The 15,431-nt window shown below is 53.7% G+C and carries 16 protein-coding genes; 3 read left to right on the top strand and 13 right to left on the bottom strand.

What is annotated here, in order from left to right:
• Nucleotides 1-20: 20 nt before the first annotated feature.
• The 10 genes from QLH52_RS02090 to QLH52_RS02045 form a co-directional block, all read right to left on the bottom strand.
• Nucleotides 21-371: a 2Fe-2S iron-sulfur cluster-binding protein gene (locus tag QLH52_RS02090; RefSeq protein WP_033156080.1), complete on the bottom strand. Its 351-nt coding sequence runs from the start codon at nucleotides 369-371 to the stop codon at nucleotides 21-23.
• A gap of 21 nt (nucleotides 372-392) precedes the next feature.
• Entirely contained in the window at nucleotides 393-680 is a 288-nt protein-coding gene (locus tag QLH52_RS02085; RefSeq protein ID WP_020484745.1) for a 2Fe-2S iron-sulfur cluster-binding protein, read from the bottom strand.
• Nucleotides 681-869: 189 nt separating this feature from the next.
• Nucleotides 870-2,147 carry an FprA family A-type flavoprotein gene (locus tag QLH52_RS02080; RefSeq protein WP_033156079.1) on the bottom strand — a complete coding sequence of 426 codons (1,278 nt, stop codon included), beginning with the start codon at nucleotides 2,145-2,147 and terminating at the stop codon, nucleotides 870-872.
• Nucleotides 2,144-2,569 (bottom strand): ArsC/Spx/MgsR family protein, encoded by a 426-nt coding sequence (locus tag QLH52_RS02075; RefSeq protein WP_033156078.1) that lies wholly within the window; start codon nucleotides 2,567-2,569, stop codon nucleotides 2,144-2,146. The genes QLH52_RS02080 and QLH52_RS02075 overlap by 4 nt, the downstream gene beginning before the upstream one ends.
• Nucleotides 2,570-2,574: 5 nt before the next feature.
• Nucleotides 2,575-2,859 (bottom strand): 4Fe-4S dicluster domain-containing protein, encoded by a 285-nt coding sequence (locus QLH52_RS02070; RefSeq protein WP_020484742.1) that lies wholly within the window; start codon nucleotides 2,857-2,859, stop codon nucleotides 2,575-2,577.
• Between the two features lie 144 nt (nucleotides 2,860-3,003).
• Nucleotides 3,004-4,500: a nitrogenase cofactor biosynthesis protein NifB gene (gene nifB, locus QLH52_RS02065; RefSeq protein ID WP_171696544.1), complete on the bottom strand. Its 1,497-nt coding sequence runs from the start codon at nucleotides 4,498-4,500 to the stop codon at nucleotides 3,004-3,006.
• A gap of 240 nt (nucleotides 4,501-4,740) precedes the next feature.
• A complete protein-coding gene (locus QLH52_RS02060; RefSeq protein ID WP_319960392.1) occupies nucleotides 4,741-5,853 on the bottom strand; it encodes an ABC transporter permease in 1,113 nt (370 codons plus the stop codon).
• A gap of 5 nt (nucleotides 5,854-5,858) precedes the next feature.
• Entirely contained in the window at nucleotides 5,859-6,980 is a 1,122-nt protein-coding gene (locus tag QLH52_RS02055) for an ABC transporter permease (protein WP_319960391.1), read from the bottom strand.
• Nucleotides 6,977-8,758, bottom strand: coding sequence for an ATP-binding cassette domain-containing protein (locus QLH52_RS02050; protein ID WP_319960390.1), 1,782 nt, complete (start codon nucleotides 8,756-8,758; stop codon nucleotides 6,977-6,979). Before QLH52_RS02050 ends, QLH52_RS02055 begins: the two co-directional genes overlap by 4 nt.
• Nucleotides 8,755-9,783 (bottom strand): HlyD family secretion protein, encoded by a 1,029-nt coding sequence (locus QLH52_RS02045; RefSeq protein ID WP_319960389.1) that lies wholly within the window; start codon nucleotides 9,781-9,783, stop codon nucleotides 8,755-8,757. Before QLH52_RS02045 ends, QLH52_RS02050 begins: the two co-directional genes overlap by 4 nt.
• A 166-nt stretch (nucleotides 9,784-9,949) precedes the next feature.
• On the opposite strand from QLH52_RS02045, the gene QLH52_RS02040 reads away from it, so the two are divergent.
• The 3 genes from QLH52_RS02040 (at nucleotide 9,950) to QLH52_RS02030 (ending at nucleotide 12,043) form a co-directional block, all read left to right on the top strand.
• The gene (locus QLH52_RS02040) at nucleotides 9,950-10,702 is read left to right on the top strand and encodes a proteasome-type protease (protein WP_033156074.1); all 753 of its coding nucleotides are present in this window, start codon (nucleotides 9,950-9,952) and stop codon (nucleotides 10,700-10,702) included.
• 308 nt (nucleotides 10,703-11,010) lie between these two features.
• Nucleotides 11,011-11,805: a lysophospholipid acyltransferase family protein gene (locus tag QLH52_RS02035; RefSeq protein ID WP_101052081.1), complete on the top strand. Its 795-nt coding sequence runs from the start codon at nucleotides 11,011-11,013 to the stop codon at nucleotides 11,803-11,805.
• Nucleotides 11,795-12,043 (top strand): phosphopantetheine-binding protein, encoded by a 249-nt coding sequence (locus QLH52_RS02030; protein WP_432205845.1) that lies wholly within the window; start codon nucleotides 11,795-11,797, stop codon nucleotides 12,041-12,043. The genes QLH52_RS02035 and QLH52_RS02030 overlap by 11 nt, the downstream gene beginning before the upstream one ends.
• Before the next feature lie 25 nt (nucleotides 12,044-12,068).
• On the opposite strand, the gene QLH52_RS02025 is transcribed toward QLH52_RS02030, so the two are convergent.
• The 3 genes from QLH52_RS02025 to QLH52_RS02015 all read right to left on the bottom strand — a co-directional run bounded on the left by QLH52_RS02025 (nucleotide 12,069) and on the right by QLH52_RS02015 (nucleotide 15,416).
• A complete protein-coding gene (locus QLH52_RS02025; RefSeq protein WP_319960388.1) occupies nucleotides 12,069-13,961 on the bottom strand; it encodes a diguanylate cyclase in 1,893 nt (630 codons plus the stop codon).
• A gap of 555 nt (nucleotides 13,962-14,516) precedes the next feature.
• Nucleotides 14,517-14,897: a DUF2195 family protein gene (locus QLH52_RS02020; RefSeq protein ID WP_033156071.1), complete on the bottom strand. Its 381-nt coding sequence runs from the start codon at nucleotides 14,895-14,897 to the stop codon at nucleotides 14,517-14,519.
• Nucleotides 14,898-15,065: 168 nt separating this feature from the next.
• Nucleotides 15,066-15,416: a hypothetical protein gene (locus tag QLH52_RS02015; protein WP_319960387.1), complete on the bottom strand. Its 351-nt coding sequence runs from the start codon at nucleotides 15,414-15,416 to the stop codon at nucleotides 15,066-15,068.
• Nucleotides 15,417-15,431: the final 15 nt, after the last annotated feature.

The raw sequence follows: 15,431 nt of genomic DNA, 5'->3' as shown, positions 1-15,431 counted from the left end.
ATTAACGATGACGCAGACGCTTAATATTCGACGCGAATATCTTCATCCCTAACGATCATCTGACAAGCCAGACGCCATTCCGGCGGCAGGTCGTCGACGATCATTTGCTCCAACTGTTCGGTAGTGACTTTACCGATTTGTTTCAGCAGGGCTTTTTCCTTCTCGGTCATCGTGCCACCCATGCGCTCCAGCTTTTTATCGATGCTGGTGACGCGGACCACGCAAGTGCCGCATTCGCCATCTTCGCATTCGAAATTGATGGGGATCTTGTTTTCCAATGCCAGCTTCAAAATAGTCTGGGTGTGACTGCCGGCAACGGCGTAAACGGTTTTATCCCGATATTCGGGACTGGTAAATGTGACTAATGCCATGTGTTACTCCTTTTGCGTCTTTTAAACTGGTTTAAGGGAAATTTCGCCGCCCAATACTTGCGCTTGGCAAGCCAGACGGTTGTGTTTGCCGGCCATGTTTTCCCGCAAAATTTTGTCTTCCAGTACGGACGGCTCGGTCAAGTTGTTCCAACCGGCAGTCACTTTCATGATGCAGGTTCCGCAATCGCCTTCCCGGCAACCGTAAGTAATGCCGGAACCTACTTTCTCGGACACCTCAATCACCCGGGTGCCGGCGGGGACGGTAACCGTCACGTTTATATCTTCAAATGTAATGGTCGCTTTGGCCATTGTAAAAACTCCATAAGGTATTAAAAGTCATCTCGGCAGCCTCTAATCTGAGGACCAACCGGTTTGGAATCGAAACGATTCCTGATTTTCACCGGCCTTGCGGCCGATGAGTTCACCGATGCGTCCGTGGATCGGTTTAGCCTACGAATACCGCTGTAGACTCAATAGCAAGCGTCTGTTTAATCCGGTTTACAGGTCCGCAAAATTAATCACCCGCGACTCTCTGGCCCCGGTAAGCTCCTGGGCCAACTCAAGGCCAAAGGCTTTGCACTCGTGTATCTCGTCGTCAGTGGGAATCAGCTTGACGCGCAGGCCTTGAATCGGCACCCGCAACTTCAAGCCGCGCAAGCGGTCTTCCACTAGGCGCACGCCTTCGCCGGTCCAGCCGTAAGAACCGAACACGCCGCCGAGTTTGTTTTTCAGATTTACCACCGCGAGCGACGAGAGCAGATCCCATATCGGCTTGACCGCATCGCCGTTGATGGTCGGCGTACCCAACACCAAACCGTCGGCCTCTTCGATCAAATCGACAAACGGCGCCACCTCGCCACCCTCCAGGTCGTAAAGCGATACGCGCACATCCTCGACTTGCATCGCGCCTTGATATATCGCTTCCGCCATGCGCCGGGTATTGCCGTAAGAGCTAATGTAAAAAATCAGCAGGGTTTTTTGATTGGGCCGCAGTTCGTTATGCAAAGCAGGGCTGGATAACTGCCTATAACGCTGGATGTAATGCTGCGGGCGGTCGCGCAAAATCGGGCCGTGGGTCGGTGCAATCAATTTCAACGGCAAGGGTTCGATCAACTCCAAGGCCCTGACCACGTATTCCTTGAACGGCCGCATGATGTGGGCGTAGTAATATTCGAAGGAAAAGCGGAAATCGCCGACTTTGTCGTTGTACAAGCGGTTATCGCAAAAATGGCAGCCAAACACGTCGCCGGAAAACAGCATCGCTTCTTCCGGCGCGTAGGTGCATTGCGTGTCCGGCCAATGCAAATACGGGGTGTGCAAAAACTCCAGACTTCGGTCGCCCAGCGAGACCTTGTCGCCGGTCAGCACTGGGGTAAAGCTCAACTCGTCCTGCTTCAGCAGGCCTTTGAGCATGGACTGAGCTTTTTGGGAAATGAACAGCTGCGCGTGCGGCGCCCGTTTCATCAACTCCGGCAAGGCGCCGGTATGATCGGGTTCCAAATGATTGAGGACGATGACTTTGATTTCCGAATAGTCTGCAACGCTTTCCAGGCGGGCGAAAAAGGCGTTGGCAAAGCCTTCCTTGACGGTATCGATCACCGCCACACCTTCGCTGCCGCGAATCACATAAGCGTTATAGCTGGTGCCGTTGGCGGTCTTCAGGATGATGTCGAAAGTGCGCAAATTCGGATCCAGCGCACCGACCCAATGCACGCGCTCCGACAAGGCCACCGCCAGCGGTACGCCGTCTTCGCTCTCCAATCTGACGCTGTTCATGGCTTGCAGGCCTCAGAGCGTGACTGCTTGGGACAGGTTTCCAAATCCTTTTGCGAAGCCAAGGCAGCCAAGCCCAACCAGGCATCGACCTGTTGTTGGTCGAACCCGCAGACGCGCTGTTCGTTGACCTCCATCAAAGGCCGCCGAATCAACAACGGCTGCGCCACCATCAGCGCGATTGCTTCGTCTGCACTGACGGCATTCGGATCGACCAACCCTTGTTTGACAGCCGGCGCGCTGCGGTTAAACCAATCCGCCACCGGCATGTCGCCGAAAAACGAGCGCAACTTGCCCGGTTCCCTGCCCCACGGCTGCTGCAATAGATCGTAAACCACCAGCAAATGGCCGGCGGCACTCAGCAATTGCTTTTGCCGGGTATTGTTCAAGCAGCCCGGCTTTTCATAGAAATGCACGGTGGCCATAGCCGTTAATGGGCTTGTAGTTCCGCCATCGCCTCGGCCATTTTTTCGGGCGGGATACCGGTCAGCGAGCCGGGCGGGTTGATAGGCACACCCAGTGCGTCGAGAATCGCGCCTTCAATCGGGCAAATGCTGGCGCATTGCGTGTCTTTATAATCGCCCTCGCATTCGGTGCATTTTTTCGGGTTGATCCTGAAATGCCCGGCTTTTTCCGACATGTAGATGGCTTTGCTGGGGCACAACGGCTCGCAGGCATAACAGTTGACGCAGGATTCAATGATTTGTAAGGCCATGACGTTACCTTTGTATTCGATGGTTAATCAGTTCTAACAATCTCCCTCTCCTGATAGAGAGGGCTGGGGTGAGGAGAATTGAATAAGCAAAAGCTTTTTGATTCACCTCGCCCTACCCTCTCCGGCCGGAGAGGAAATATTGGGCTATGCCGTCGCCCGCTCTTCTTGCGGCGCAGCCTCATCCAACTTGCCGGCTGCAGCCATTTCCTTGTAAACCGCCATCACCGCTTCTTCGATAGGCTCCATCGCATGCTCGCCGTTGGGTACGATGCCGGCTTTTTCCAGCAAGTCCCAAGGCTCATAGCCGATTTTGGAGCACAGTACCGCTTCACAGCCGGCCAGAGAGCGAATGGTTTGTTGCAACACGCTCTCGCCGTCGCCGCAGGTATCGTCGCCGCCGCAATACAAGTCTGTCTTGCGATGACTCATGAAACGCACGCCGTTCGGGGAGGCTTCGTAGATAAGAAACTCTTTGGCATGTCCGAAGTGCATATTGATGACACCTTGACCGCTGGTGGCGATGGCCATCAACACGGGACGGGTATTCAGCTTGGGCTCGTCGGCGTGGCCGGCAGCTTTTTCGGCTTTCGCGGCGCGCTTGCTGTGCATTTCCTCGGCAATCGCTTCGTGGATCACTTTGCGTTTTTCCATCGCCGATTGGTAATCGATTTCCATCGCCTCGATTTTGTCCATGGTGAACTCGTCGCCACGGTCTTCGCCCAATAGGCCAACCGCGTCGGCCCGGCACTGCCGGCAGTGACGCATCATATTCATGTCGCCGGAGCACGAGTCTTGCAGATCCATCAACTCGTCCTGAGTCGGACCGCGTTGACCCATCACGCCATAGAAGGTGCCGTGCTCGGCTTCGGCGATCAACGGCATCACATTGTGCAGGAAAGCCCCCTTGGCTTTGACGATTTTGCTGACTTCCGCCAAATGCTTGTCGTTGACGCCGGGAATCATCACCGAGTTGACCTTGACCAAAATGCCTCTGGCAGTCAGCATTTCCAGGCCTTTTTGTTGCTGTTCGATCAGGATCTTCGCGCCTTTCACGCCTTTGATGCGTTTGTTTTCCCAGAAAATCCACGGATAAATTTGCGCACCGATTTCCGGATCAACACAGTTGATCGTGATCGTGACGTGATCGATGTTGTGCTTGGCCAGTTCCTCGACCGATTCCGGCAAAGCCAGACCGTTGGTGGAAACGCAGAGCTTGATGTCCGGCGCTTCTGCGCTCAAACGGCGGAAGGTTTCGAAAGTACGCTCCGGATTGGCCAATGGATCACCAGGGCCGGCGATACCCAGCACGGTCATTTGCGGAATGTTGGCCGCCACCGCCATGGTTTTTTTCACGGCTTGATCAGGCGTCAGCAACTCGGACACCACACCGGGACGCGACTCGTTGGAGCAATCGTATTTGCGGTTGCAATAGTGGCATTGGATGTTACAAGCCGGCGCTACTGCCACGTGCATGCGGGCAAAATAGTGGTGCGCGTCTTCCGAGTAACAAGGATGATTTTCTACCTTGGAGCGAATCTCGTCGGACAAATGCCCGAGTTGATCGTCACTTGTACCGCAAGAATGGGAGGAGCAGCCGCCTGCGCTGGCTGCTGGAGTTTCGTTGATTACTGGCAGTTCCATATTCTTCACCTCACTTGATTGGTTATGCAGTGAGAAAGCACAGGCCATGCCAGTTATGAAATCAATTTAACTTACTGATATATAAATTCTTTTTTAAGATAAACTACCAAACACCCCAATATACGGCCGCCTAATGTTTGTAACGGCACAATCCCCGCCAGCCGATTGTCAGGATTTGGACAAAGCGCCAAAGGCCTGAAAGCAGGCAATTTCAGAGGCAACTCAGACGCCAGGCATCGTTCAGTACATACGCTTGCGAAATAGCCAGCCGGCGCAACTCAAACAGCACAAACCGATCAGCGCCAGCGGCCAGTATTGGTCGGCTAAATCGGCGATCCCCAAGCCTTCCAGAAATACGCCGCGGATAATGATCAAAAAATAACGTAGCGGATTGACGAAGGTCAGCTGTTGCACCAGTTCCGGCATATTCTCGATGGGCGTAGCGTAGCCGGACAGGATTACACCCGGCACGATGACCAGAAATCCACCCAGCAGGCCCTGTTGTTGGGTGACCGATAGCGAGGAAATCATCAAACCGGCACCGATCACCGAAAACACATACAACACGATGCCAATATACAGCGCGGCCAAGCTGCCCAACAACGGCACCTGAAACCAGAAGACCACCATGAAGATACTGAAAGAGGCTTCGGCTACGCCGATGATCAAGCCGGGAATGGCTTTGCCGATCAGAATTTCCGCCGGGGTGAATGGTGTCACCAGCAGTTGGTCGAACGTGCCCTGCTCGCGTTCGCGCGCCACCGATAATGCGGCCACCGTCATCGTCACTACCAAAGTCAGCAAGCCGACGATACCGGGCACAATAAACCAGCGGCTTTCCAGATTGGGATTAAACCAGGCCCTGATGCGCAATTCCGCCGGCGGCCCTGTTTGGTTGTGCTGGTGCGCCCAATCGCTGTTGAACTGGCTGATCACGTTACGGGCATAGCCCAAGGCAATCTGGGCCGTATTGGAATCGCGGCCGTCCAGTAATATCTGCACTGGCGCCGATTGCCGGCCGCCCAGCAAATCGCGGCTGAATGGTTGGCCGATATGCAACACCATCAACACCTGCTTGCTATCCAGCGCTGCGACGATTTGCTCCTGGCGCTCGATGCGCAACACTTCGCGAAACGCCGGCGCACCGTTGAAGCGGGCGATCAAATCGCGGGCGGCGCTGCCGCGGTCTTCATTGTATATCGCGATCGGCAGTTGGTTTACATCGTAAGTAGCGGCATAGCTGAGCAAAAATAACTGCACCAGCGGCGGCACGATCAAGACAAAGCGGCTTTTTTTATCCTTCAGCAGGCTGAGGAATTCCTTGATCAATAAAGCCTGAATACGCCACCACATATTCGTCACTCCAGACGGCGCGGCGCTCGCCACAGGGCCAATGCCAGGAAGGCCGAGGCCATCAGTAACAAAGCCAAAGCGTTCGGTAAAATCACTTCCCAAATATCGCCGGCCAGAAATACGGTCTGCAAAATCGCCACAAAATAACGAGCCGCCACCAGATGGGTAAACAGCTGCACCGCCCACGGCATGCTATCAATATTGAAAATAAATCCGGACAGGATAAAGGCCGGCAGAAAAGTCACCACAATGGCAATCTGCCCGGCGACAAACTGATTTTTGGCGGCTATGGAAATCAGCAAACCCATGCCTAGCGCCGCCAGCAAAAATAATGTGCCCGCCACCAGCAACACCCACAAAGAACCGACCAAGGGCACCTGAAACAAAAATACCGCCATGCCTATCGACAGCAACATGCCACCCATGCCCAGCAAGTAATAGGGAATCAGTTTACCGAGCAGCACTTCGCGGACGCTGACCGGCGTCGAAATCAACGCTTCCATGGTGCCGCGCTCCCATTCGCGGGCCATCACCAAAGCGGTCAGCAACGCGCCGATCAAGGTCATAATCACGGCGATCAAGCCCGGCACCAGGAAATTGCGGCTACGCAAGGCGCTGTTGTACCAAACCCGGGTCGCCAATTGCACCGGCTGCGGCGCTTCCTGTCCCTGCCAAGCAGCGCGAGCATTGAGCCAGGTTTCAAAAACGCCTTGCACATAACCGCTGGTCAGGCGGGCAGTATTGGCATCGACGCCATTGACGATAACCTGAATCGGCGCCGTTTCGCTACCGGTTAGCCGTTTGTCGAAATCGGCCTGCAAATGCACGATGGCATTGATTTGTCGGGTCAATAAGGCCTGCCGGGCCTCACGCAGGTCGCGGAAGTAATGCGCCTGAAAATAGTCCGAATAATCGAAGCCGGCGCTAAAACTGCGCGATTCCGGCGAGACCTGCTCGACGACCAGACCTATCGGCACGCGGCGCGCATCCAGCGACACCCCGTAACCGAACAACAACAGCAAGAACACCGGCATCGCAAACGCAATCGCCAGGCTGCTGGGGTCGCGCAGCACTTGTAAAAACTCCTTGCGAATCAAGCCCAACAGGCGCTGGCTGGCGGCACTCATCCGGCCGACGCTCCTGTGAGTTCCAGCAAGCGAATGAAAGCTTCTTCCATCGTCTCGGCCGGCGCTTGTTCGGCGGTTTGACTACGGCTACGAATCTCGGCCGGCGTGCCGGCGGCCAGGATGTCGCCCTCGCGCATGATTAACAGCCGGTCGCAATATTCGGCTTCTTCCATGAAATGCGTAGTGACCAATATCGTCACGCCTTGCGCCGCCAGGCTATTGATGCGATTCCAAAACTCGCGGCGCGCCAGCGGATCGATGCCGGAAGTCGGTTCGTCGAGAAACAGAATCTCGGGCTCGTGCATCAACGCGCAAGCCAGCGCCAGCCGTTGTTTGTAACCCAGCGGCAGATCGACGCTATTGGTGTCGGCAAACTCAGTGAGGTCAAACTCTTGAAGCGCCCAGGCTATGCGCTCTGTTCGCCACTTATGGCGTAAACCGTAGGCATGGCTGAAAAACTGTAGATTTTGTCTGACCGACAATTGTCCATATAAGGAAAACTTTTGCGACATATAGCCCAGTCTGGCCCTGGCCTGGGCTGCCGCATTGCGCAAATCCAGACCGGCCACCCGCAAGCGGCCATTGCTGGCCGGCAGCAAGCCGCATAACATTCTGAATGTCGTGGTCTTACCGGCACCGTTGGCACCGAGCAAGCCGAAAATCTCGCCGTGCCTCACCTCGAAAGACAGTTTCTTAACCGCCTGAAAATTGCCGAACCAGCGATCAACTTGCTCGACTTCAATCACTGCCGGTTGCTCAGTCGCCAAAAACCGCGAACCATTGCCGGGTACAAAACAGACGGTTTCCACTGGCGACTTTTCCTCGTGCCGCGCCAGCAGCAACATGATAAAGGCATCTTCCAGACGCGGTGGCACCGGGGTAATTCGCACTTGCTCGGCAGTATCGAATATCGCCGTCCAATCCGGCGGGCAAGCAGGACGCGCCACGGCCCGCACCGCGTCCCCCTGTACCACCGAGTCGATTAGATCGGCATGCATCTGCAAACGTTGTTGCAGCATGCGTTTACCCAGCACCGGGCTGGACAACTGGTAACTGCAAGCCTCGGCCAAGCGATGAAAACCGGCCGGCGCATCCTGATGCAGAATTTCGCCACTATCCAGCAATACCACCTGCTGGCAACGCTCGGCTTCATCCATGTACGCCGTGCTAAGTAAAACGGTGGTGCCGAACTCCGCCACCAGCGACTCGATAATTTGCCACAATTCGCGGCGCGACAAGGGATCGACGCCGACCGACGGCTCGTCCAGCAGCAATAATTTTGGCCGATTCAACAAGGTGCAGGCCAAACCCAGTTTTTGTTTCATACCGCCGGATAGCTGGCCGGCCAGACGCTGATTGAATTTTTGCAGATTGGTCATGCGCATCAGCTCGGCGAAGCGCTGCCGCCTGTCCTGCAGCGATATGCCGTAAAGATCGGCGTAAAGATTGAGGTTTTCCAGCACGCTCAAGTCCTCATAAAGACCAAAACGCTGGGGCATATAGCCGATTAATTGGTGCAATTGGGCACCGGCGGCAGCCGTATCCAAACCAAAACTGGCTATGCTGCCGCTGTCGGGCAACAACAAGCCGGCCGCCAAGCGTAATAAGGTAGTTTTACCGGCACCGTCCGGGCCAACCAAGGCCGTGACTTGGCCGAGCGACAGCCGCAAGGAAACATCCCGCAAGGCCGGTACGACCCGGTCACCGGCGGTAAAGCGTTTGCTTACCGACCTGAAGGTCAATGGCGCCTGTGCGGCATCGGCCGCGATGGCAATCACGGCGCGGGTTCGCAGCTCGGTTGTGCCATCGGTGCTTGCTGGGTGTCTATCGTTACCGTGACCGGCATACCCAGCCGTAATTGATCGTCCGGGTCGCAGGTGTATATCCGTACTTGATAGACTAGGCTGGTGCGCAGTTCGGTGGTTTCCACCGTTTTAGGCGTAAATTCGGCCGTCGGCGACATGTACCCTACCCAACCCCGATAGCTTTTATCCGGAAAGCTGTCGCTGGCCAAACTAGCCGGCAGACCATAACGCAGTCGTCCCAAATCAGCTTCCGCCACATAAGTTCTAGCCCACAACGGCTCGCGCAAGGCCAACGTCAATACCGGCTTTTGGGCATTGGCCATGTCGCCGGGCTCCAGGATGCGGTTCTGGACCACCCCATCCTGCGGCGCGTACAAGCGCGCATCGGCTAAGACTTTATCAGCCAGCTGTAACGCGGCCTGATCAGCTTTCAGTTGTGCTTGCGCCGCTTGAATATCTTCCCGGCGCGGGCCGATTTCAGTCAGCGCATATTGCTGTTTCAAGGCTTGCAGATTCTCCCTGGCCGCGTCGTATTGGGCTTGCGCCCGATCCAGGGACTCGGCGGAGCTTAGTTTGCGTTTGACCAGCGCCTGAAAACGGACCAACTCTTTCTTAGCCAGTACCACCGCCGCTTCCGCCGCTTTGACATCGTTGCCGGCCTTACCGATTTCTTGCGGCCGCGAACCGTGCAACAGTTTATCCAGCTGATGTTGTTGCACATCCACTTTGGCTGCGGCCTGATCGCGGCTATATTGAAAGCGCTCCAAAGCCTGCGTCGCCAGCAATTGACCGCGTTTGACCCGCTCGCCTTCCTGAACCAGGATCTGCTCGACGCGCTCCGGATCGTGAAAACTCAGTTCCACCTGGCGAATATCCATGTTGCCGTATAGGATCAAGGCATCGCTCCGCCGGCTGCCATCCTTGAGATAAAAACCGCTGGCGACCAGCACAACGGCAGCTACTCCCCCAACGAGATACAGGCCTGGTTTACTAATCATCTATGAATTACCCGCCGCTGATTTAAACGTGTCGGCTCAGTATACTGAAAGCCGAGCCTGAGATGCATCTAACAACTTACCCCGCCAGTTAATCGATACTGTCCTTGGCCTTTACGCAGCTTCTTTAGTACACTGCGGGCAACCTTATTTTTCAGGCGCAGAGCGTATGACTTATTGTATTGCTGTCTCTCTAAAAGACGGACTGGTATTAACGTCGGATTCCAGAACCAACGCCGGCATCGACAATGTCAGCATTTACGGCAAAATGCACCCGTTTTGTACCGCATCTGATCGGAAAATCGTGCTGCTCAGTGCCGGCAATCTGGCTACCACGCAGGCCGTGATCGACCAGTTAAAGCGCGATATGAAAGAAGAGACCGAAGTGAATCTGGACACGGTCAACTATCTGTCGGAAGCCGCCGCCTATCTGGGGCGGATCAGCGTCGAAAAGCAGCGCCGTCATGTGGATGCCGGACAAAGCAGCTTCAATCCGTCCGCCACTTTTATTTTGGCGGGGCAAATCGGCCAGGAGCCGCACGGCGCTTATTTGATTTATCCGGAAGGCAATTGCATCACCACATCCAGGCAAACCCCTTATCTGCAAATCGGCGAAAACAAATACGGCAAACCGGTGCTGGACCGGTTTTTAAAAATCGATACCGCACTGCACGAAGCCGGGCGTTGCTGCTTAATTTCGATGGACTCAACGATGCGCAGTAATGCCAGCGTCGGCGCGCCGGTGGAGCTGTTGATTTATCACCGGGATACGCTGACGCTGGACGAGTACTATTGCTTCCAGGAAGACAACGAATACTTAAGCAAAATCCGCAAGATGTGGCACGAAAAACTCAAAGAAGCCTTCGCCACCTTGCCGCAGTTCAGCAAAGAGGATTCCCGTCCGCTGCCGGGCTGCATATAACGTCCACGCTTCATCCTAACTTGGGGCTATGGCACACAGATCATAGTTCCAAGCGGTTTCATTTATGCTGGGCATAGCCAATCCCGTTCGCCCTGAGGCAGGGTGGGTGGGGTTCTGCTCAGGAACTACGCCTGAGTGCTCTACCTATCGCATCCATGCACGGTTTACAACCGCCGCAACGGATTTTCAGGTTTATCGTCGATAACTCGTCACAATAGCCAGTAACCGCTACAATTGCCGACCCTAATCCAATTCCTGCCCGCCGACCCAGCCATGTTGCAGTTCGGCGATCAGAACCGCAGCTGGCGATGGCACAAACTCTAATTCAAAAAATCGATTACGGCTGGCGTTTACTGGCCACTGCGATCAGCTTTACCAGCTTCGGGATCGGTGGCGTGATGCTGTGGCTGCTGGTGTTTCCGCTCTTGGCAATATGGCCGGGCAGCCGCGCCGAAAAAGCCGGCCGCGGCCAATACACGGTGCATCTGAGTTTTTATATGTTTATAGGCTTGATGCACAGACTGGGCGTCATGAGCTATGAAGTGATAGGACTGGAAAAACTCAACCGTCCCCGCCAGCTGATTGTCGCCAACCACCCGACGCTGGTGGATGTGGTGTTTTTAATCAGCCGAATCAAACAAGCCAACTGCATCGTCAAGGCCAGCCTGTGGCACAACCCGGCGATGCGCGGCCCAATCTTAAATGCCGGCTATATCAGCAACGCCGATTCTGAAACGATGGTCAACGATTGCGCCGCTTGGCTGCAAAACGGCGGCACCATGATCATTTTTCCGGAAGGCACCCGCTCGGTGCCGGGCCGGCCTTATCGTTTTCAACGCGGTGCCGCAGCCATTGCTTTACAAGCCGATAGTATAATCACGCCGGTAACGCTGACCTGTAAACCCAGCACCCTCACCAAAACTCAAGCCTGGTACCAAATCCCGCAGCGGCGTTTTCATTTGCAAATGATCGTCGGCGAGGATGTGGAATTGCAGCCTTTCCGGGAACTGCAACCGCGCTCGATAGCGGTGCGGCGTTTAACGCAGTATTTACAGGATTATTTTACTCAACAACGAGAACGCCATGAGCGAGATGGAAACTGAATTAAAACACCTGATTATCGACACGCTGGCGCTGGAAGATGTCGATGCGGCGGACATCGACAGCCACGCCGCGCTGTTCAACGACGGCCTGGGCCTGGACTCTATAGACGCACTGGAACTGGGATTGGCGATACGTAAAAAGTATCAGGTAAAAATTGATGCCGAACGCGACGATGTGGTGAAAATCTTCGGTTCCGTGGCGGCCTTGGCGCAATTTATCGAGGCGGCGCGGAGTTAAGAGGGTTTTGACGAGCGATGCAATTCTAATGTTGCAGCGAAAAACTACAGACCTTATTCCGGCCGCTGTGTTTAGCTTGATACAAACCCTTATCAGCCAAATTCAGTAAATCGCCGATACTGCTGTTTTTATCCGTCAGGGTAGCCACGCCAATCGATACGGTAAATTGCAATTCAAACCCCGATTCAACCGGAATCACGCTGCCGGCCACCACGCTTCGGAGTCGCTCCGCCACCTCAAGGGCTTTAAGCAAGCCGGTTTCCGGTAATAAGATCGCAAATTCTTCGCCTCCCATGCGGCCGGGAATGTCGATTTCCCGCAAAACTTCCACCAAAATGCAGCCCAGTTTTTGCAAGGCCTGATCGCCGGCCGCATGGCCGTAGTTGTCGTTGACGGCTTTAAAATAGTCGATGTCCAGCATCAATACCGACAACGGGTTGCCGTAACGATCACTGCGCGCCAACTCCGCTTCGCCCTGCTCCATGAAATAACGGCGATTGGCAATCCCGGTCAGATAATCGATGCGCGCCTGGCGCTCCAGCTCCGCTTGCAGGGCTTTGCGCTCGCTGATGTCGCGCACGAACGCGCAGTTATACTCCAGGCCTTCGAAGACCAGATAATTCGCGGCCACTTCCACCGGAATTTCCCGACCGTCTTTACAGCGATGGATGGCTTCGGTTTTCAATGCGCCTTTTTGTTTGACTTCCTGCCAATGCGCGGGCCAATTTTCCGCCGTTAAATCCTTGTCTATATCCATTACCGAAAATGTCAGCAACTCCTCGCGGCTATAACCCAATACTTGGCAGGCGGTGTTGTTTACAAATTGGAATCTGGCGTCGGCGGTTATCCAGTACAAACATTCAGTGGCTCTATCCACCGAAAACTGCGTCAAATGCAAGGCTTTTTCCGCCAGTTTGCGCTCCGTGACATCGTTGTAAATCGAGACAATTTCGCCGCCAGGCAATTTATACACATAATTTTCCCGCCAACCCTGAATACGCTCGTCGCGGTAAAACGCTGGCGGAAAAGCTTCCGGCGTTCCGGTTTTGGCCACTCGATGCAAGACTTCGAATAAGCCGAATTCGAATACCCCCGGAAACATTTCGGTAAGTTTTTTACCGATCAATTCTTTGCGGGTGATTTTTTCGATCTGCTCGGCGGCTTTGTTGAAACCGATGATAATGAAATCCCGGCCGTCCTCGCTGGCTCGGTATACCGCCACGCCGCTACTCATGTGTTTGAATAATGCCGATAAGCGTGCTTCGCTGGCAGCCAGGGCGCGTTTTTCCAGCAGCAACTGCTGATTGTTTTGAAACAGTTGCTCGGTTCTTTCTTCGACGCGCCGATTCAGTTCGTTATTAAGCTCCGCCAATTCCGCCGCCGCCAGTTTTTGCTGCAACCGGTCCGCACCGTGTTTGGCAAAGGCTTGCGCGAGGTGCGCGTACATTTCCGTGATAGTTTCCAGCCGCTGCCTGGCAATGACCGGGACCTTGCTGATGCTTTGCAGATAACTAGCTTCCTCGAACCCATATCGCCTGGCCTGACTGCGGAAGAATTCCAGATCCGGAGGATCAATAAAACATTGACCGGTAAAAATATTGGCGACGTGCTGGCCCTCGACGATAATCGGCATAGCCGAATCTACCAACCCGTTCAGACATTTGTAGATTGCAAATCGCTCTCCCTTCAACATGCTTTCAACCAATGCCGTATCGCTTTCTATGCAGTTACTGCAGGTGTTGTGGTTGACCCGATGAAATTTTACACAGGCATCTTGCCAGCCGGCGTTGGTGATAACAACGCCGTCGGTATCGATAATGGCGTTAGGTATGCCGATCACCCGGTACAAATCGTCCATCAGCGTTTGCAGACTGGCAAGATCGACAAGTTGGGCGTATTTGATGGTGTTTTCGGACATCAGCTGGTGTGGAATCGAGCAGTGAAGTTAACAGTCTGTCGTGTGAGCTTGATAATAGCAGCATTCCCGTGAAGCGGAACTGAAAAACACTGGATTTTGGCTAGCGATAAATACCCGGCAAGCTTTACAGGCATGGCATTGACGCGAAAGAATGCTTAGCAAGCATGCTATGGCGCCCAAGCTTGGCCGTTCGCCAACGGGCAAAGCACGGTCCAGCCGGAATTTCTCTCGCAACGATCCGAACAAGAAATTCAAGAAAGCATCATTGGGCGGATGCGCAAAGCCCTATCCTCCGTTCAACGGACAAACGGCCTCCCGATGAACGGTTACAGCTTAGTCAATTTTTCTTGGCTCCCCATTTGCGCTAAATCTGATGGCTGATGTTAGAAGGCGTACCTGTAGAGTTACTCAATGCGGTCAATATCTGGTTTTTCATTGTTATCTGGTTCCCACGCGCAGCGTGGGAACCACAATGTTCCGCACTGCGGTCACGCACACGCCGCAGCGCGGCCAAGCCCGACATCCCCACGCAGCACGTGGGAACGAGAAAAATATTTAGTCTGGTTGAGCACAGGATAAGACAATCTCCAATTTTCTTTTGTCAATCAAACCTTGCTCCGCCGACAATGGCCAATACTTATGTTCGGATTTTGTAAAAGCCACCTTTCCAACGATTATATACGATTGATATTCTGCCATTTTGGCCATTACCGAATACGATCCCAGAGCTGATTTACAACCGCACTCAGCAATTGATTTAATTATTTTGGCATCAAACGAGAGGACAGGAATCCCATTCTCGATGGACGTTTGTATGTCATTAACAGCGATGCAGGCAGACAACTGATTATTAAGTTGTATGGATTCTGGTTCATTGGCTATCGCACACGAAACGATAAAAAAAACGCCTAAAACACTAATCTTTCGTGCCACCATTAGTAGGTCTCCCATCAACATAAGACACCTTGATAATCAATGCGCTCTTTTGGGTTGTTTTATAATAAGTTGTAGTACCATCAAAATGCTATCGTGATAGCAAAAGCCAGGGAGGTACGCGGTGCGTACCCTACCGGGCTTTTAGGACATTCCTCTTAGAGGTTGCAATTACAGTTTTAACGACAATGGTTTCCCAAGTCGGGCGCTTTGGAATACACGCCAGCCAAACAAAATAAAACAGCTAGGCAGAGCAATTGAAAAAGGGGCCAACAGCAAATACAACACTGGGGCTTCGCTTTGAAGCAAAGTTACACTCTGCGTTCGAGTGCCGAACGAGATTACACCTTCAATTAAACAGAGATATGTCAATACGATTGTGGTAACTAAAGAAAGACCAGAGATGTATAAACCAATATACATCGTTTGAAGTCTCCTTCTGGCATCCTTTGTTTTAACCATGAAGACTGGTACAGCAATACAAATAAGCAATCCAGATATAACAAAAATTGCGATCATCATAGAAACCGGCTCCTT

The sequence above is a fragment of the Methylomonas defluvii genome, assembly GCF_033949435.1.
GTDB classification, from domain to species: domain Bacteria; phylum Pseudomonadota; class Gammaproteobacteria; order Methylococcales; family Methylomonadaceae; genus Methylomonas; species Methylomonas defluvii.
The sequence above is the reverse complement of the archived record's forward strand: the minus strand, read 5'-3'. Positions and strand labels throughout refer to the sequence as shown.